Genomic DNA, 18,342 nt, shown 5'->3' on the forward strand with positions numbered 1-18,342 from the left:
CATCCAGCTTCGCAGCCTCGGTTCCAGGCCGCCGACAGCGCGAGATTGTCCGCCTGGCGGTCGGAAGCCCGACCATCGGTCTGATTCTGGGACCATTGTAAGGTCCGTACCACTAGGGGAGTCCTAATGGCCTACAGCTCCGGACCCATCGACCGCCACCGCTTCCGCGGCGAGCATCCGCTGCGCACGCTCGCCTATCTCGCCCGCCCCGACCGCGGCCGCCTCGCGCTCGGCGCGCTCTTCTTCATGGTCAAGGCGAGTCCGACCTGGCTGCTGCCCCTGGTAACCGCGAACGTCGTGGACGTCGTGGTCAGCCACCAACCGGTCAGCCGGCTCTGGCTCAACTGCGGGCTGCTGTTCATGCTGCTTCTGCTGAACCTGCCCGGCCACCTGGCCTATATTCGCTGCTACAGCCGGTCGATCCGCCGTATCAGCAATACCCTGAGGTACGCACTGTGCCACCGCCTGCAGGAACTGTCGATCGGCTATCACACGCGCGTGAGCTCCGGAGTACTGCAGACCAAGGTCGTGCGCGACGTCGAAACCGTCGAACAGATGCTGCAACAAGCCAGCGACGGCGCACTCAGCGCGACCTCCAGCCTCCTCGGCGGCCTCGCCGTCATCAGCGTGCGTACTCCTGCCTTCCTGCCGGTGTTCCTGCTCGTGGTGCCGACTGCCGGCCTCGTCGTAGTGCGGCTGCGTTCCCGCTTGCGCAGGCACAACGAGACATTCCGCCAGGAGATCGAGCAGCTTTCGTCCCGCGTCTTCGAGATGACCGCGCTCATCCCGATCACACGCGCCCACGGTCTCGAACGCAATGCGATCGAACGCGTCGACGGCACGCTGCGGAAGGTGCGAAACGCGGGACTCGCCCTTGACCGCACCAACGGCAAATTCGGCGCGCTGGCCTGGATCGTGCTCAACGCCGTCGGTGTCGGCTGCCTCGCCGGGGCCGCGTTGATCGCGTACTACTCGTTGTTCGGCGTGACGCCGGGCGACGTGGTCATGCTGAGTGCGTACTTCACTTCGCTCACCGGGTCCGTGACGGTGCTGCTCAATCTCGCACCGGTGGTCAGCAAGGGGCTCGAGTCGGTGCGGTCGGTCGGCGAGGTGCTCGAGGCGCCGGATCTGGAGAGCAACGAGGGCAAGGCGGTCGTCGACGACACCGCCGGGCGCTTCGATTTCCGCGATGTCGGCTTCGCCTACCCGGATTCGGCCAGCCCGTCCGTGCTCCACTTCGATCTCACGATCGAGCCGGGCCAGACCGTCGCGCTCGTCGGCGCGTCGGGCGCGGGCAAGTCCACCGTGCTCAATCTCGTCATCGGCTTCCTGCGCCCGACCAGTGGGCGAATCGAGCTCGACGGACGGGACATGCAGAACCTCGACCTGCGTACGTTCCGCCGATTCGTCTCGATCGTGCCGCAAGAGACGATCCTTTTCGAGGGCACCATCCGGCAGAACGTCGGCTACGGGCTCGACCGCGTGGACGACGATGCGATCACCGCGGCGCTGCACGACGCCAACGCGCTCGAATTCGTCGAGCGACTTCCCGCCGGACTCGACACCGTCGTCGGCGAACGCGGTGCACGCCTTTCAGGCGGGCAGAAGCAGCGACTCGCGATCGCCCGCGCCGTCATCCGCGACCCGCGGGTGCTGATCCTCGACGAGGCGACCTCGGCGCTCGACACGCGCTCCGAGGCACTGATCCAAGAGGCGCTTCAGCGGTTGATGCACGGCCGCACCACGTTCGTCGTCGCGCATCGGCTGTCCACCGTCCGGAACGCCGACCGCATCGTCGTCATGGACGGCGGCCAAGTCGCGCAGGTCGGCACACATGAATCGCTGCTGCAGACACAGGGCGCGTACGCCCGGTTGCACGAGGCACAGACCCGGTGAGCTACTCGACACCGGCCCGCGAAACCCGGATGCGATGCTAGCCGCGGCTCCGCTCGGCCCGTTGGGGGCACTCACCCAGTCCACACCCGTGACCTGGTGTTAAATAGCTACGAGGTTCGCGGGTCGGGCGGCTCGTTCGTACTCGTTGATCAGGCCGCCGAGGACGGGTGTGCGGTATATCCGGCGTTGCTCGGCCTGCGGGAGCAGCAACCGTTGCAGTGGCGCAGGTATTCGGCCGGGATCCGCCGCAGGTGGCGATCTCGCGGGTTCGCGGGGACTTTATCTCGCCGCGCAGGAAGCGGTCGAAGCTGCGGAGGCAGGGAGCCAGGCATCCCATTGCGCTCACCTCTGAGGCAGGTTGATCGGGAAGGGTTGCACGCCGTCCAGCGCCCTCCAAGATCACTTGCCGTGACTCACGCAGTGCCGGAACCAGAGATCGCTTGCGGCATCTCCGCAGGTCAGACCACTCGAGACGAGGCTGCCCCCGAAGCAATCGACAGCCTTGACGTGATCGCGAGGCCCACGACTAGGCTTTCTCACATGGATCGCGACAGCGCGCTTCCGTGGCCGAAGTCGAAGCCACCCACGGAGGGAGCCGAGATGACCAAGTGCCCATAGGCACTTGGCCTAACCGCAAAGCCTGGGGTATATTAGGACCCGAATATAGTGTTTTCCAGGTCAGTGCCCCGAGCAGGGATCGAACCTGCGACCAAGTGCTTAGAAGGCACCTGCTCTATCCGCTGAGCTATCGGGGCTTGGCTCGTGGCTCGCCTTACGCCGAATCAGGGTACCGGACCACCCCTCGAGTTGGCCGGATCCGAGCGGTCGGAACCGGGCAGATCGGCCGTCGGGGGGCGGCACTCGCCGGTCTGGCATCGTTCCGCAGTGAATTCGCAATCCAGAAGTTACCGAAGTATCCCGGCCGGGCTGTTCCCTTGACTGAGCCTTTAAGGCAGGGTAACGCTGTGACGATCACAGGCCCGGACGCGGACCTGCTCAGCGCTGTCGGTGCCCTGCGCGACCACGTCGCCGCACCCCGATTCCCCCTCACCGCAGAGGGGGCCGCAGACGTGCGCGCTCTCCGGCTCGACCTGCTGCAGCGGATCGACGACTATCTCATCCCCCGGCTGCGCGAGTCCGGCGGACCCCTGCACCTGGTCATCGGCGGTTCGACGGGGGTCGGCAAGTCCACGCTGGTCAACTCGCTGGTGCGCTACGACCTGACCCGGGCCGGGGTGCTGCGGCCGACGACGCGCGGCGCGGTGCTGTGCGTGAACCCGGCGGACGTGGCCGCGGCGACCGGGCCGCACCGGCTGCTGCCCGCGTTCGCGCGGCACGGCAGCGACCGGCCGCACGGCGCGGGCGGGGCGGTGGGCACTCCGGCGTTCGAGCCGCGGACGGGCAATCGGCCCGAGGGCTTCACGCTGGCCGCGCACCCGGCCATCCCCTACGGGCTCGCGCTGATCGACGCGCCCGACGTGAACTCCGTGCACCGCGGCAACCGGGAGACCGGGCGGCGGCTGCTCGGCGCGGCGGACAGCTGGCTGCTGGTCACGACCGCAGAACGGTACGCCGACGCGGTGCCGTGGGAACTGCTGCAGGAGGCCTGGCGGCGCCGGCTGAGCGTGGCCGTCGTGCTCAACCGGGTCCCGGCGGAGGCCGCCGGCGAGGTCAATCAGGCGTTCGCGGAGCTCTTGGATACCTATCTACCGCACGCGAGTACCGAGATACCGATCTTCACGGTGCCGGAGACGTCGCTGACCGCGGGGCTGATCCCGGAGTACCTGCTGGACCAGCTGGCCACCTGGCTGCGCGCGATCAGCCAGCACCCGGAGGCCCGGCTGGCCGCCGTGCAGCGCACGATCCTCGGCCTGCTCGACGACCTGCCGCAGCAGATCTCAGTCCTCTACGAAGCGCTGACCAAGCAGAGCGAGGTGGCCAACCGGCTGCGGGTGCAGGCGGACCTGGCCTACTCGGGCGAGCGGGCCGCGCTGCACGACGCGGTGGCCGCGGGCGAGCTGATCGGCGGCGCGGCGCTGGTCGAGTGGCAGTCGCTGATCGGTCCCGCGCGCGTCGAGACGCTGCTCGACCCCTCGTCGGGTGCCGGATCCGGCGCGCGCCGGCTGCTGTTGACCGCGATCGCCGACCAGGTCTCGGCCGCGATCACCCGCGCCACCGAGCAGGTCGCGCACGAGTGGCGCGGCACGATCCCGGCCGAAGGGGAGGACGAGGTCGCGGCCACCGCGTGGAAGCAGGCGGGCGCGATCGCTCCCGAGCTTGAGGAGTGGGCGAACCGGCTCGGCGACCTGATCGCACGCACCCGTCTGCAGCCGGACGGCGCGCAGAACGAGCCCGACTTCCGGATCGCCGTGCTGATCGCCACCGTGCTTTGCGGACGCGAGCTGCCCCGGCAGCGGCGGCGGCGCAAGGTGGAGCCGCCGACCCCGGCCGTGGCCGCGACGCGCCGGCTCGCCGACCAGGTCTTCCCCGGCGGCCTCGCGGAACGGCTGGCCGAGCAGGGCGCGTCGGCGCTGGACGCGGCGCTCGGCGCGCTGTTCGACCGCTACGCGTACCGGCACCCGCGGATGCTGGCCGAGCTCGGCGTGGATCCGGACGCGGCGAAGAACCTGCTCGAGGCGGGCTACGCGGTGCAGCGGGCGCGGTAACGGAGACGGCGACAGAGACGGCGGCGGCTCGCGCGGCCGGCGTCGGCGGAGACATGAGCGGCACGACCAAGGGAGATCAGGGCGATGACACGGGCGGACGGGAACGGGCCGAGCGTCGGCGCGCGGCTCGACGCGCTCGGGCGCGTCGTGGAGCTCGCGAAGGGCCGGCTGGAGGACGCCGCGCTCGAACCGGCCCGCGCGGTGCTGGAGCGGGCCGCCGGGCGGTACGCGCTGTCCGCCGAGCACACCCTCGTGGTGCTCGGCGGGCCCACCGGCGTCGGCAAGTCCTCGCTGTTCAACGCGCTCGTCGGGATCGGCCTGTCGCCCGTCGCGGTCCGCCGCCCGACCACCGCGGAGCCGCTGGCCTGCGTCTGGGAGGCGGAGGGGCTCGAGGAGGCGCGGCCGCTGCTGGACCGGCTCGGCGTGGACCGCCGCCGCCAGCTGTGCCGGGAGTCGCCGCTGGACCTGGCCCCGGCGCGCCGCGGCCAACTGGAGCCGGCGCGCGACTCGCTGGCCGGACTGGTGCTGGCCGATCTGCCCGACCACGACTCGCTGCGCACCGAGCACCGGGAGAGCGTGGACCGGGCCGTGGAGTTCGCCGACCTGCTGATCTGGGTCACCGACCCGCAGAAGTACGCCGACGCCGCCTGGCACGAGGAGTATCTCAAGCCTCTGTCGGCACACGGCGGGGTCACCCTGATCCTGCTCAACCAGGTGGACAAGCTGCCGCCGGGCGCGCTGCCCGAGTGCCTGGGCGACCTGCGCCGGCTGGTGGACGCGGACGGACTGGACGGGGTGACGATCCTGCCGGTCTCCGCGCGCACCGGCGAGGGCCTGCTGGAGCTGCGGACCGAGCTGGCCGAACTGGTCGCGGGCCGCCGCGCGGCGACCGACCGGCTGGCCGCGGACGTGGACCGGGCCGCCGCCGAGCTCGCGCCGCTGATCGGCGCGCCGCCGGAGGGCGATCAGATCCCTGACAACGACCGGGAGCGCGCGCTGGCCGGGCTGCGCGCCGCCGCCGGGGTCTCCAGCCTGGCCGACGCGGTCGCCGCCCGGGCCACCGCCCGCGCGCTGCCGCTCGTTTCAAGTCCGCTGCGCTCGCTGGTCCGGAAGGGACGGAGCAAGGAGAATCCGACCGTCACCCGCACCGCCGGGCCGGACGCGCCCGCCGCCGTGCCGGTGGACCGCGGCGGCCTCGACCGGGTGCTCGGCCAGTTCGCCGGCGCGATCACGCAGAAGCTGCCGGAGGAATGGGGCCGCGCGATCCGCTCCCAGGTCACCGGCTCGCGGCGCGAGGTCGCCGAGCAGCTGGACGCGGCGCTCAGCCAGAGCGAGATCGAGGCGATCGGCGGCGCGAAGGACGGGACCGTCGGGCCGCGCGTCGGCCACGTGCTGTTCCTGCTGCTCGCCGTGGCCGGAGTGGCGGGTGCGATCGTCGGCGGCGCCGGCGTGCTGCCGAAATTCGGTGCCGCGTTCTCGGCCGCGGGGGTCGGCGCGGTGGTCGTCGGGCTGTTCGGCACGGTGCTGCTCGACGTGCGCGCGCGCTCGGCGGCGCGGGCCCGGGCGATCAGATCCGGCCAGGTGGCCGCGGGTTCGCTGGCGGTCGAGCTCGCCGCCGTCGCCCAGGACGGCCTGTTCACCCCGGCCGAGGCCGAACTCGACCGGCACCGGCGCGCTCGCGAGGCGTTCGGCACCGTGCACGACTAGTCCGGTGCGGTCCGTCCGGCCCGATAGACTGAACACATGGCTGAGTTCATCTACACCCTGCGCAAGGCCCGTAAGGCCCACGGCGACAAGGTCATCCTCGACGACGTGACGCTGAGCTTCCTGCCGGGTGCGAAGATCGGCGTGGTCGGTCCGAACGGTGCGGGCAAGTCCACCGTCCTGAAGATCATGGCCGGCCTGGAGCAGCCGTCGAACGGCGACGCGACGCTCAGCGCCGGATACTCGGTCGGCATCCTCATGCAGGAGCCGAAGCTCAACGAGGACAAGGACGTGATCGGCAACATCGAGGAGGGTGTCGCCGAGACCAAGGCCCTGGTCGACCGGTACAACGCGGTCACCAAGCAGATGGAGACCGACTACTCGGACGAGCTGCTCGAGGAGATGGGCAAGCTCGGCGAGGAGATGGACCACCGCAACGCCTGGGACCTCGACGCGCAGCTCGAGCTGGCGATGGACGCGCTGCGCTGCCCGCCGCCGGACGCCGACGTCAAGGTGCTCTCCGGTGGTGAGAAGCGCCGCGTCGCGCTGTGCAAGCTGCTGCTCGAGGCGCCCGACCTGCTGCTGCTCGACGAGCCCACCAACCACCTGGACGCCGAGTCCGTGCTCTGGCTCGAGCAGCACCTGGCCAAGTACGCGGGCACCGTCGTGGCGATCACCCACGACCGGTACTTCCTGGACAACGTGGCCGAGTGGATCCTCGAACTGGACCGCGGCCGCGCGTACCCCTACGAGGGCAACTACTCGACCTACCTGGAGAGCAAGGCCGCGCGGCTGAAGGTCGAGGGCCAGAAGGACGTCAAGCGCGCCAAGCGGCTCAAGGAGGAGCTCGAGTGGGTGCGCTCGAACGCCAAGGGCCGGCAGGCGAAGTCGAAGGCGCGCCTGTCGCGCTACGAGGAGATGGCGGCCGAGGCGGAGAAGACCAGGAAGCTGGACTTCGAGGAGATCCAGATCCCGCCGGGCCCGCGGCTTGGCAGCGTGGTCGTCGACGTCGAGCACCTGAACAAGGGCTTCGGCGAGCGGGTGCTGATCGACGACCTGTCCTTCACCCTGCCGCGCAACGGCATCGTCGGCGTCGTCGGCCCGAACGGCGCGGGAAAGACGACGCTGTTCAAGACGATCGTCGGCATGGAGGAGGCGGACGCGGGCAAGGTCAAGATCGGCGAGACCGTGAAGATCTCGTACGTGGACCAGAACCGCGGCGGCATCGACCCGAAGAAGACACTGTGGGAAGTGGTCTCGGACGGGCTCGACTTCATCCACGTCGGCCAGGTCGAGATGCCGTCCCGCGCGTACGTCTCGGCCTTCGGCTTCAAGGGCCCGGACCAGCAGAAGCCCGCGGGGATCCTGTCCGGCGGCGAGCGCAACCGGCTGAACCTGGCGCTGACCCTCAAGCAGGGCGGCAACCTGCTGCTGCTCGACGAGCCGACCAACGACCTGGACGTGGAGACGCTCTCCTCGCTGGAGAACGCGCTGCTCGACTTCCCGGGCTGCGCGGTGGTCGTCTCGCACGACCGCTGGTTCCTGGACCGCGTCGCGACGCACATCCTGGCGTACGAGGGCGAGTCGAAGTGGTTCTGGTTCGAGGGCAACTTCGAATCCTACGAGAAGAACAAGGTGGAGCGGCTCGGCCCGGAGGCGGCGCGGCCGCACCGGGTCACCTACCGGAAGCTCACTCGTGACTGATCTCGCTGAAGGCTCGTCCGTGACCACCCGGCGGCACGTCTATCTCTGCCCGCTGCGCTGGGCGGACATGGACTCCTTCGGCCACGTGAACAACGTGGTGTACCTGCGCTACCTGGAACAAGCCCGCGTGGACTGGATGTTCGAGACCGCGCGGGAGGCCGGGGTCGAGAAGTTCAGCCTGGGCACCGTCGTCGCGCGGCACGAGATCGACTACCACCGGCCGCTGGTCTACCGGGCCGCGCCGGTGCGCGTGGAGATCTGGGTGACGAAGATCGGCGTCGCGTCCTTCATCTGCGCGTACGAGGTGCGTGATGACGACGTCGTGTACGCGACCGCGAGGACCACGCTCGTGCCCTTCGACCTGGCCGAGCAGCGTCCGCGGCGAATCGCTCCGGAGGAGAAGTTCTATCTGGAGCAGTACCTGCAGGCCGACTAAGGGGCGTCCCACGTGTTGATCTGGTTTGCGAGTGCGCGTGACGGTGCGGCCCTCGGGGCGTATCTGGAACGGTTGCTGCACTTCGACAAGTCGGCCGTCGTGCGGTTCGTCGGCGTGGGTCCGGCCGCCGCCGCGTACAGCGGTCCTCCGTTCGGCGGACATCCCGTGCTGGCGCTGCGGCTGTCCGCGCTACAGCAGGGCACTGAGCCGTTCGACGTAACGGTGGTCGCGGGGAAGCTGCTCGAGGGAATCTCGCGGGACGACTGTCAGGTGCTGGTGCCCGACACGATGGTCGGGGGTCCGTCGTGGGCGGGCCTGCTGCCGCCGCGTACGGGGTGGACGCGGATCGGGCTGATCAGCGTGCGCGAACTCGGCCGGGCCGCCGGCCAGGGGAACGCGGATTTCCGCTTCCGCGCCCTCGGCCTCGACCGCGCGGGCCTCGACGCGCTCGGCGAGGAGATCTGGAGCCGTCCGGTCGAGGCGGTGCAGGATCCTGATTCGGATGCCGCGCCGCTGACCCTGCGTACCGCGCATGCCGCGCAGGCGCTGGGATTCCTCGGCCCGGACGCCGAGCGGACCGACGAGATGGCGCAGCTCGCGCGGATCGGCCGTTGGCTGCGGGTGGACGCGCCCTACGGAACCGTGCTGCAGCGGGACTGATCTCAGGGAACTTCTGGATCCAGCCGTTCTTGGCGGCCGACAGGTCGGGAGTCCGCACCCTCAACAGACTCCCGACCGTCGACCCTTCCCTGCCCTAGCTTGGACCGGGGAAGCAATGGAGCGTCGGGGTCAGACCCCGGCCGCTGTCGTCAGCCGGATCCACGCGGCGGTGTCGGACGGAAGCCGGCCGTCCTGGGTGAGCGGTCCGCTGCTGAGCAGGATCTCCTGGTGCTCGGGCAGCGGCGCGGGGTTCGGGCCGAAGTTGAGCACGCAGGCGAGATCCGCACCGCGCCGATAGGCCAGCACCTCGGCATCCGAGTCCAGCCAGCGCAGCCCCTCGCGGTCCGTGCCCAGTCCCTCCTCGGCCCGCCGCAGCCGCAGCGCCTGCCGGTACAGCTCGAGCATCGAGCCCGGATCGCCCTGCTGCGCCTCGACCGTCATCCGGCTCCACTCCGCCGGCTGCTCCGCGAGCCACGGCTCGGCGGTCGCGTCGGGCGGGCTGAAGCCGAACGGCGGCGCGTCTCCGGACCACGGCAGCGGCACTCGGCAGCCGTCGCGTCCGGGGTCGACCCCGTTGGTGCGGAAGAACATCTGGTCGTGCTTGTGGTTGTCCGGGATGTCCTCGACCTCCCACAGGCCGAGCTCCTCGCCCTGGTAGACGTACGCGGATCCGGGCAGCGACAGACTGAGCAGCGCCGCCGCGCGGGCCCGGCGGGTGCCGAGTTCCAGGTCCACCGGCGTGTCGAAGCTGCGCGTGGCGAAGGCGAAACTGGTGTCGGCTCGGCCGTAGCGCGTCACGTGCCGGGTGACGTCGTGGTTCGACAGCACCCAGGTGGCCGGGGCGCCGACCGGCTCGTGCGCGGCGATCGTCTCGTCGATGACCTTGCGGAATTCGGTCGGGTCCCAGGGGCAGGAGAGGAACGAGAAGTTGAAGGCGGTGTGGATCTCGTTGGGCCGCAGGTACATCGCGAAGCGCTGCGGGTCCGGCAACCACACCTCGCCGATCAGCGCCTTGGGCTCCGGGTAGGAGTCGGCGACCGCCCGCCACTCCTGGTAGATCTCGTGGATGCCGTCGCGATCGGTGTACGGATGCGGGGCGTCCGCCGGCGCGTCCGGGTCGAGGTCGGCCAGGAACGGGTCCTTGACCAGGATCGCGGCCGAGTCGATGCGGATTCCGTCGGCGCCGCGGTCGAACCAGAATCGCAGGATGCTCAGGTGCTCCTCGCGGACCTCCGGCTGCTCCCAGTTGAGGTCCGGCTGCGCGTCGGCGAACAGGTGCAGGTACCACTGCCCCGGAGTGCCGTCGGCCTCGGTGATCCTCGACCAGGCCGGGCCGCCGAAGTGCGAGACCCAGTTGTTCGGCGGCTCGGCGCCGCCGGGTCCGCGGCCGGGCCGGAACCAGAAGCGGGCCCGCTCCTTGGACCGCGGCCCCGCCTTGAGCGCCGCCTGGAACCACGGGTGCTGATCCGACACGTGGTTGGGCACGATGTCGATGATGGTCCGGATGCCCAGCGCGTGCGCCTCTTCGATCAGCTCGTCGGCCTCGTCGAGCGTGCCGAAGTCGGGATCTATGTCCCGGTAGTCGGAGACGTCGTAGCCTCCGTCCGCCATCGGCGAGGGATACCAGGGATTGAGCCAGATCGCATCGATGCCGAGGTCGGCGAGGTAGCGCAGGCGGGAGCGGATACCGCGCAGGTCGCCCACGCCGTCGCCGTTCCCGTCCGCGAAGCTGCGCACGTACACCTGGTAGGTGACCGCGTCGCGCCACCACTGGAGAGTCACGGATCGGCTCCTTCTCTGCTCGCGTGCCGGTTGCGCACAACGTACATGGCGCCACTCAGGCCCGCAAGAGATCTGCATGAAACCTGCAAAAACTAGATCTACGCTTTCCGGACGCTTCGGGCCGGAGATCCGCCCACGGATATTGAGTCTCGACGCGGAGTCAAGGGAACGGCGCCGGAAGCATCACTTACCGGACGTGCGGCCTTGATCGTCGTAATCAAGTCGTGTCATTGCGAGTTTTCATCGCTATCTTGCGAAGCCATGTCCGGGTCAGTACGTTGAACGCACCCGGGGCAAGACCACAGACGTTCATGTCCAGTGAGGGAAGGCAGATCTATGAACAGTACGGTCCGCCGAGGTGCCGGCGCTCGCCGCACAGTGGCGATCGCCGCAGCCGCGGCAATGGCTTTATCCGCCGCCGCCTGCTCGAGCAGCAGCGGGTCCGGCACGTCGTCTAACAATGCCTCCGGGCCGGTGACCATCACCGTCGGGTGCGAGCCGCCGACCACGCAGAAGGCACAGCGGCAGTTCTTCCTTGATGACATCGCGGCCTTCGAGAAGGCGAATCCGGGCATCACGGTCAAGGGCGACGACGCGAACCCCTGCGAGGTGCCGGCGAAGTTCACCGCGCAGCTCGCCGCCGGGACCGAGGACAACGTGTTCTACACGGCGTTCACCGACCCGGCCAACGTCATCGCGGCGGGCCAGGCGGCGGACATCCAGTCCTACGTCAAGGACATCGCCAACGAGAGCAGCATCCTGCCGCAGCTGCTGAACGTGTACCGGCAGGGCAGCGCGAGCTCCGGTGACCTGTACGGCATCCCGGTGAACAACTACGACGAGGGCCTGGTCTACAACACGACGCTGTTCCAGCGGGCCGGGATCACCAGCCCGCCGTCCACCTGGACCGACGTCGCGGCCGACGCCAAGAAGATCAGCGCACTCGGCCCCGGCTACATCGGGTACGTCGACCTGAGCGCGCAGAACACCGGCGGCTGGCACTTCGCGGCGGAGCTCTTCTCCCGCGGCGGGCAGATGGTCAGCGGGACCGGAAGCAGCGCGACGGCCGCGTTCGACACCAGCGCCGGGCTCTCCGTGCTGCAGATGCTGCACCAGATGCGCTTCGTGGACAACGACATGGGCACCAAGCAGGGTCTGGCCTGGCAGGACCCGCAGCAGATCATGAGCACCGGCAAGCTCGGCATGTACATGGGCGCGCCCGACACGGTCACGAACATGCACGCCACCTACAACACCCCGTACACCAACATCGCGATGGCGCCGCTGCCCGGTGTGAGCGGCCCGAGCGCGACCCTGCTCGGCGGTGACGGGTACATGTTCAACAAGAAGGACACCCCGGCGCAGATCACGGCCGGCATCAAGTTCCTCAACTTCGAGTTCCTGACGCCGAACGACGGCCAGTTCAACTACACCCGCACCGCCAAGGCCGGGCAGCCGGTCGGCCTGCCGGAGCCCGACCTGTTCACCTCCGGGTCGGCCGCCGACCAGCAGGCGTCGACGGACGAGAAGGCCTCGGCGAACGTGCCGACGCAGAACTTCTCCGCGTACACCGCGGGTCTGACGAACATGCAGCTGGTCATCGAGCCGCCGCAGGCGCAGGCGATCTACGCGCAGGGCGACAAAGCCATGTACGCCGCGCTGACGAACTCGAACGCGAACCTGCAGCAACTCCTCGACACCTTCAAGACGGGTGCGAACGCGATCCTGCAGAACCAGTAGCCGGCAGACCCCGGTAGCAAGGCGATCCACGAGGCCGTTCCCGCCGGAACCACAAGCCGGCGGGAACGGCGTTCGCAACAGCACCGCGTTTATCCGACAGCCGACGCCCGGCGTCCTCACAAGAGCGGAAGTGCAGCTTCGATGGCGACCATCAACGTTTCCCGCGCCCGGGCGCGCGGCCTGCCGGGAGCGGGCAGACCTCCGGGGCCCGAGCGGCGCAGTGCCTCGCTGAGCCGCCGGGTGCGGCGCAATGTCAGCGGATACTTCTTCCTCGCCGGGGCGATCATCTGCTTCGCGCTGTGGTCCTGGTACCCGATGATCCACGAGATCCTGCTCAGCTTCCAGCACCTGAACCTGGTGGGGCAGAGCGAGGGCTGGGGCGGCTGGCGCAACTACGAGCACATGCTCAACGACCCGGGCTTCTGGACCTCGGTCCGCGTCACGCTCGTGTTCACCGGTCTCGCCCTGGTCTTCGGCTACGCGGTGCCCTTCCTGCTCGCGGTCGGGCTCAACGAGTTCCGGCACGCCTCGTGGTACTTCCGGCTGCTGGTCTACCTACCCGTGATGCTGCCGCCGGTGGCCGCCGCGTTCCTGTGGTCGAAGTGGTTCTACGCGCCGGACAACAGCGGACTTTTCAACTCGGTGCTGCACGACCTGCACCTGCCGACCTCCACCTGGCTGCAGTCCCCGAACAACACCTTCGTCATCCTGTGCATGGTGATCTTCTCCACGTGGAGCAACATGGGCAGCGGCGTGCTGATCTACATGGCGGCCCTGCAGGGGATCCCCGGCGAGCTCTACGAGGCGGCCGAACTGGACGGCGCGGGCATCGCCAAGCGGGTCTGGCACGTGACCATCCCGCAGACCCGGCTGATCCTCTCGCTGATGCTGCTGTTACAGGTCGTGGCCACCATGCAGACGTTCACCGAGTCCCTGGTGCTCACCAACGGCGCCAACGGCACCGGGACGCTGGTCTACCTGCTGTATCAGGACGCGACCAACTTCAACAACTTCGGCGGTTCAGCGGCGATCGGAACGGTTCTGCTGGTCGTCCTCGGGGTCTTCTCCGGGGCGTACCTGTGGCTCAGCCGGCGCGGAGAGGAGTAGCACATGTCGGCTTTCGACATACAGACGAGAACCCTGATCTCCCGGGCCCAGCTCAACCGGCCGCTCGCCCGGCGGGTCTACTGGGTGCTGCTGGTCCTGACCATCCTGGTGTTCACCCTGGTCTTCCTGTTCCCGCTCTACTGGGTGTTCAGCAGCGGCCTGAAGTCGGCGTCCGAGGTGTTGCAGAGCCCGCCGACGCTGGTGCCGCACAGCCTGAGCTTCCACAACTACTCGACCGCGTGGTCGGACTTCAACCTCGGCAAGTACATCCTCAACACCACGTACTACGCGGCCGGCGCCCTGGTGCTGCAGCTGGTGTTCGACGTGGCGGCGGCGTACGCGCTCTCCAAGCTGCGCCCGGTGCTGGGCAACGTGGTGCTCGGCATGATGCTGGCCACGCTGATGATCCCCGCCACGGTGCTGGTGATCCCGAACTACCTGACCGCGATCAACATACCGGTGCTGCACCTGAGCCTGATCAACTCGCCGGTCGCCATCTGGATGCCCGCGGTGGCCAACGGCTTCAACATCTTCCTGCTCAAGCGCTTCTTCGACTCCATCCCGGAGGAGTTGCTCGCGGCCGCCGCGATCGACGGCGCCGGGCCGGTGCGCGCGCTGTGGTCGATCGTGCTGCCGATGTCCCGGCCGATCCTGGGCGTGGTGTCCATCTTCGGCACGGTCGCCGTGTGGAAGGACGTGCTCTGGCCGCTGCTGGTGCTGACCGATCCGACCAAGTCGACGGTCAACACCGGCCTGCTGAACCTGACCGGCGACGGCATCCCGGAGAACATCCTGATGGCGTCGCTGGCGATCGCGTCCCTGCCGACGATCGTCTTCTTCCTGATCTTCCAGCGGAGCATCATGTCCGGCCTCACCGCGGGCGGCGTCAAGGGCTGAGCGGCCGGTCTCCGGGTTCCGGTCTCCGGGTTCTTCGGCGCGACGCTCGGCTCAGTCGAGCGTCGCGCCGAAGAACCCGGAGATGATCGTCTCCTCCTCGGCGGTCACCGCTCGCGGATCCGCCGTACCGACGTCCCCCGTCACCGTGGACCGGGGGATCGTCGGGTTTTCCGTGGCCAGATGAGGGATCAGCGTCTCGGCATCCGTGAACGACCCGTGCTCGGTCCCCGGCAGCGTGATGGCGGCGTGCCATCACGTGCTGTGGTTCAGAACCGCCGCGCAGGACGGGTCGGTGGCGGCTGTGCACGCGTCCTTCGACTGGCTGCCGAGCAGCAGGAAGGGCGCGGCCAGGCAGTGCTCAGCGACCGGCGAGAAGTTCGTGTCGGTCGGGTCTCCCGCGGTGTACTCGAGCGTTCCGATCCGTTGCACATCGACGGCGCTCGCGAGCCCGTCAGGCAGCGTGTTGAGCGAGTTGAGCACGAACTCCGTATCCGCGGGGACCCGCGTATCCACGACCTCCTTGAGGAACTGCGGCACGGTCCCCGCCTGCAGCGCCTTCGCGTACCAGGAAAGCAGATCGCTGGGCACGATCCGGCCCTTCGGGAACTGCACGGCCGCCGACTCGTACGTCGGATCGATCGTGACGACGACATACCCCTCGCTCGCCAACTGGTCGACAAGCACCGAATCCCACGCCCGCACATCCCCGCCCCCGGCGAATAAAGCACCACCGGATGCCGCCCGGCCGCGACCGGCGCCCCAATGCGCTCATGCGTCTTAATCGCCGACCAGTCGACGTTCACGCCCTCGGGAATCCCGTAATTCCCAGTCGCCGCCAACTGACGTCCTCAACGCCGACCTGGAACGGCCCCGCCGACAGCGTCGGCACCGCTGTGGTCGTTCTGGCCGCTGTCTTCGCCGTTGCCGTCGCTTCAACGCCATACGCAGGCAACACCGCCGCAACAAGCGAAGCAGCCGTAAGCGCCGTGACCGCGGCAGTCCGCAAAGCACCCAGCCGAATTCCCCTTCCCCAAAGCGCCCGCGGTGAGTTCGCGAGCTGCAATACCTCGATAGTCCGCTCCCCCGCCGCGCGCCAACAGCGCACAGCCACGAGACTCCGAGGTAGGGCTAGCACGAACACGATTGCGCTCTCACTCGGCACATTCCTGCCGGGTTTCCGCCGGCCGCCGAGGCGGGGCACGCACGCTGGAAGCCAGGCGCCGGTTTATTGTCACTGTCGCGAAGCGGCGATTATCTTGGTGGGCACCGAATAACCCAATCACGCCATCGCCGCCCGGCTCACATGAAAGCCGGGCGGCGATATCTCCCTTGGCCCTGGGAGGTCAGACCGCAGCCGGAACCGGGGCCGGGCCCGTCGATCCGCGGACCACGAGCTCAGGCTCGAAGAGGAGTTCCTCGGCGGTGACGGGGATGCCGTCGATCTGGCCGACGAGCATCGCCACGGCGGCGCGGCCGATGGCCTCGAGGGGCTGGCGGACGGTGGTCAGGGGCGGGTCGGTGCAGTTCATGAAGGCGGAGTCGTCGTAGCCGACCACCGAGACGTCCTGCGGGACCTTGAGGCCGGCGCGGCGGACGGCGCGGACCGCGCCGAGAGCTATCGGGTCGCTGGCGCAGACGACGCCGGTGACGCCCTGCTTGAGCAGCCGCGAGGCGGCGACCTGGCCGCCTTCGATGGAGAACATGGTGTGCTCGACGTGGGACTTCGGGACGGTGAGGCCCGCCTTCTTCGCCGCGACCTCGAAGGCCTCGTGCTTGCGGCGGCTCGGCATGTGGTCCGGGGGGCCGAGGATGAGCCCGATCTTCTCGTGGCCGAGGGAGACCAGGTGGCCGAAGGCCTGCTCCACGGCCACGGCGTCGTCCGTCGAGACCCTGGGGAAGTCGAGGTTCTCGCTGGCCGCGTTGACCAGCACCACCGGCAGCCTGAGGTCGAGCAGGCGCAGGTAGTGGCCGTGCGGGGCGTCGGCCTCGGCGTACTGGCCGCCGCCGAACACCATGCCGGAGACCTGGCGCTCAAGCAGCATGTCCACATAGTCGGCCTCTGACATGCCGCCGGTCGTCCTGGTGCACAGCACCGCGGTGAACCCGCGCTGCGCGAGTGCACCGCCGACGACCTCGGCGAGCGCCGGGAAGATCGGGTTCTGCAGCTCCGGCAGCACCAGTCCGATCAGTCGGGCGCGTTCGCCGCGCAGCTGGGTCGGGCGCTCGTAGCCCATCACGTCGAGCGCCGTGAGGACCGCGGCCCTGGTGGACGCGGAGATCCCGGGCTTGTCGTTGAGCACCCGGCTGACCGTGGCCTCGCTGACCCCGGCCTTTTTCGCCACATCGGAGAGTTTGCCTGGCATGCTGCAAGTATACGGCATGAGAGTGCAAGAAACTATGCAAGTCTGTCCACGTCTTGCGGTACGGACCACGATAGACCGCAAGGCCGAAAACTGTGGGGGATTGTTCACGCGGACAACCCTTACAGTGTTCCGATATACCCGCTTTGCCCGTTTCCCGGGACAGGATTCGATGATCAAAACGCTGCGACCTGCGATGTTCGTTTCGTTACGAACAGCGCATTGACGCGCGCGGGCCCCGGAGCTTTACTTCCTCCAACGGTACCGGTTACGGAACCGGTACCGGGCGGTTTCGAGGGAGGCAGTGTTGCCGATCACGATCACTGACGTGGCCACGCGGGCCGGCGTCAGCAAGACCACTGTCTCGCGCGTACTCAACGGGAAGGGCGAGCTCGACGCGGCGACCGCGGCCCGAGTGCGGCAGGTCATCGCCGAGCTGGGCTACGTGCCGAAGGCCGGGGCCGTGGGCCTCGCGCGTGGACGCACCCGGGTTATCGGGATGCTCGTACCCTCGCTGACCTGGCCGTGGATAGGAGAAGTGCTGCAGGGCACGATCGACGTGGTCGAGTCCTCCGGCTACGGCCTGATGGTGTTCACCTGCACCCAGGGCGACCAGTCCATGCGCCGCTTCGCGAGTCAGGTCTCTGCGAAGTCCTTCGACGGCCTCGTGGTGATCGAGCCCGAGGGCACCCTCGACTACATCACCTCGCTGCACGAGCAGGGCCTGCCGGTCGTGCTGATCGACGATCGCGAGCACCGGCCGCGTTTTCCGTCGGTCGCGACAACTAATCGAGCCGGCGGCGAGGCGGCGGCCGAGCACCTGCTCTCGCAGGGACGCACCCGCCCCGCGGTGATCACCGGCGAGCTGCGGTTCGGCTGCTCGCGGGAACGACTCGCCGGATTCCGTGCGCGGATGGCCGAATCCGGCCACCCGATCAGCCCGAGACTGGTCGAGGGTGCCGACTTCACCTTCGAGGGCGGGCTGCGTTCGATGACCCGGATCATGCAATCCGGCGTCCCCTTCGACTCCGTCTTCGCACACAACGATCTCTCGGCCGCGGGCGTGCTGCAGGCCCTGGCCGAGGCCAAGATCCAAGTGCCACAGGACGTTGCGGTGGTGGGGTTCGACGACGTGCCGCTGGCCGCGTACACGAACCCGCCGCTGAGCACGGTCCGCCAGCCGATGCGCGGGATGGGCGAGGCGGCCGCCAGGCTGCTGATGTCGCATCTCGACGGCGGCGAACAGCTCCTCGACGAACCGCACATAGTGCCCACCGAGCTGGTGGTGCGCGGCTCCTCGCTGCCACAGGCGAGGGGCGCTGAGGTTCCCGTCGGTTGAGAAGCCGTCCGGCCCACCGTTTGCCGACGGCGGGCCGGGGGGAACGGGATC

The 18,342-nt window shown here is 68.9% G+C and carries 13 protein-coding genes and 1 tRNA gene; 10 read left to right on the top strand and 4 right to left on the bottom strand.

Features of this window, described 5'->3' with window-relative positions:
* The first annotated feature begins 126 nt into the window (after positions 1 to 126).
* Positions 127 to 1,896, top strand: a complete 1,770-nt coding sequence (locus VG296_RS10275; protein ID WP_325565403.1) for an ABC transporter ATP-binding protein — start codon at positions 127 to 129, stop codon at positions 1,894 to 1,896.
* A 682-nt stretch (positions 1,897 to 2,578) separates the two neighbouring features.
* On the opposite strand, the gene VG296_RS10280 is transcribed toward VG296_RS10275, so the two are convergent.
* Positions 2,579 to 2,651, bottom strand: a tRNA-Arg gene (locus VG296_RS10280).
* Between the two features lie 210 nt (positions 2,652 to 2,861).
* Here VG296_RS10280 and VG296_RS10285 point away from each other — a divergent pair.
* The 5 genes from VG296_RS10285 to VG296_RS10305 all read left to right on the top strand — a co-directional run bounded on the left by VG296_RS10285 (position 2,862) and on the right by VG296_RS10305 (position 9,066).
* Positions 2,862 to 4,562 carry a hypothetical protein gene (locus VG296_RS10285; RefSeq protein WP_325565404.1) on the top strand — a complete coding sequence of 567 codons (1,701 nt, stop codon included), beginning with the start codon at positions 2,862 to 2,864 and terminating at the stop codon, positions 4,560 to 4,562.
* Between the two features lie 84 nt (positions 4,563 to 4,646).
* Positions 4,647 to 6,269 (top strand): GTPase, encoded by a 1,623-nt coding sequence (locus VG296_RS10290; protein WP_325565405.1) that lies wholly within the window; start codon positions 4,647 to 4,649, stop codon positions 6,267 to 6,269.
* A 36-nt stretch (positions 6,270 to 6,305) separates the two neighbouring features.
* A complete protein-coding gene (gene ettA, locus VG296_RS10295) occupies positions 6,306 to 7,970 on the top strand; it encodes an energy-dependent translational throttle protein EttA (RefSeq protein ID WP_325565406.1) in 1,665 nt (554 codons plus the stop codon).
* Positions 7,963 to 8,406, top strand: coding sequence for a thioesterase family protein (locus tag VG296_RS10300; protein WP_325565407.1), 444 nt, complete (start codon positions 7,963 to 7,965; stop codon positions 8,404 to 8,406). Before ettA ends, VG296_RS10300 begins: the two co-directional genes overlap by 8 nt.
* 12 nt (positions 8,407 to 8,418) lie before the next feature.
* The gene (locus tag VG296_RS10305; protein ID WP_325565408.1) at positions 8,419 to 9,066 is read left to right on the top strand and encodes a hypothetical protein; all 648 of its coding nucleotides are present in this window, start codon (positions 8,419 to 8,421) and stop codon (positions 9,064 to 9,066) included.
* 129 nt (positions 9,067 to 9,195) lie between these two features.
* Here the strand turns inward: VG296_RS10305 and VG296_RS10310 are convergent, their stop codons facing one another.
* The gene (locus tag VG296_RS10310) at positions 9,196 to 10,926 is read right to left on the bottom strand and encodes a glycoside hydrolase family 13 protein (RefSeq protein WP_414641081.1); all 1,731 of its coding nucleotides are present in this window, start codon (positions 10,924 to 10,926) and stop codon (positions 9,196 to 9,198) included.
* A 396-nt stretch (positions 10,927 to 11,322) separates the two neighbouring features.
* Between VG296_RS10310 and VG296_RS10315 the strand changes: the two genes are divergently transcribed.
* The 3 genes from VG296_RS10315 to VG296_RS10325 all read left to right on the top strand — a co-directional run bounded on the left by VG296_RS10315 (position 11,323) and on the right by VG296_RS10325 (position 14,592).
* Positions 11,323 to 12,588 carry an ABC transporter substrate-binding protein gene (locus VG296_RS10315; protein ID WP_325565410.1) on the top strand — a complete coding sequence of 422 codons (1,266 nt, stop codon included), beginning with the start codon at positions 11,323 to 11,325 and terminating at the stop codon, positions 12,586 to 12,588.
* Positions 12,589 to 12,729: 141 nt separating this feature from the next.
* Positions 12,730 to 13,695 carry a sugar ABC transporter permease gene (locus VG296_RS10320; RefSeq protein WP_325565411.1) on the top strand — a complete coding sequence of 322 codons (966 nt, stop codon included), beginning with the start codon at positions 12,730 to 12,732 and terminating at the stop codon, positions 13,693 to 13,695.
* Positions 13,696 to 13,698: 3 nt separating this feature from the next.
* A complete protein-coding gene (locus tag VG296_RS10325) occupies positions 13,699 to 14,592 on the top strand; it encodes a carbohydrate ABC transporter permease (RefSeq protein ID WP_325565412.1) in 894 nt (297 codons plus the stop codon).
* 252 nt (positions 14,593 to 14,844) lie between these two features.
* Here the strand turns inward: VG296_RS10325 and VG296_RS10330 are convergent, their stop codons facing one another.
* Complete coding sequence (locus tag VG296_RS10330) at positions 14,845 to 15,276, bottom strand: hypothetical protein (RefSeq protein WP_325565413.1); 432 nt, start codon at positions 15,274 to 15,276, stop codon at positions 14,845 to 14,847.
* Between the two features lie 659 nt (positions 15,277 to 15,935).
* Positions 15,936 to 16,955 carry a LacI family DNA-binding transcriptional regulator gene (locus VG296_RS10335; RefSeq protein ID WP_325565414.1) on the bottom strand — a complete coding sequence of 340 codons (1,020 nt, stop codon included), beginning with the start codon at positions 16,953 to 16,955 and terminating at the stop codon, positions 15,936 to 15,938.
* Positions 16,956 to 17,259: 304 nt separating this feature from the next.
* Between VG296_RS10335 and VG296_RS10340 the strand changes: the two genes are divergently transcribed.
* On the top strand, positions 17,260 to 18,291 hold the full coding sequence (locus VG296_RS10340) for a LacI family DNA-binding transcriptional regulator (RefSeq protein ID WP_325565415.1): 1,032 nt from the start codon (positions 17,260 to 17,262) through the stop codon (positions 18,289 to 18,291).
* Positions 18,292 to 18,342 lie beyond the last annotated feature (51 nt).

It is taken from the genome of Actinospica sp., from assembly GCF_035552695.1.
Taxonomy (GTDB): domain Bacteria; phylum Actinomycetota; class Actinomycetes; order Streptomycetales; family Catenulisporaceae; genus Actinospica.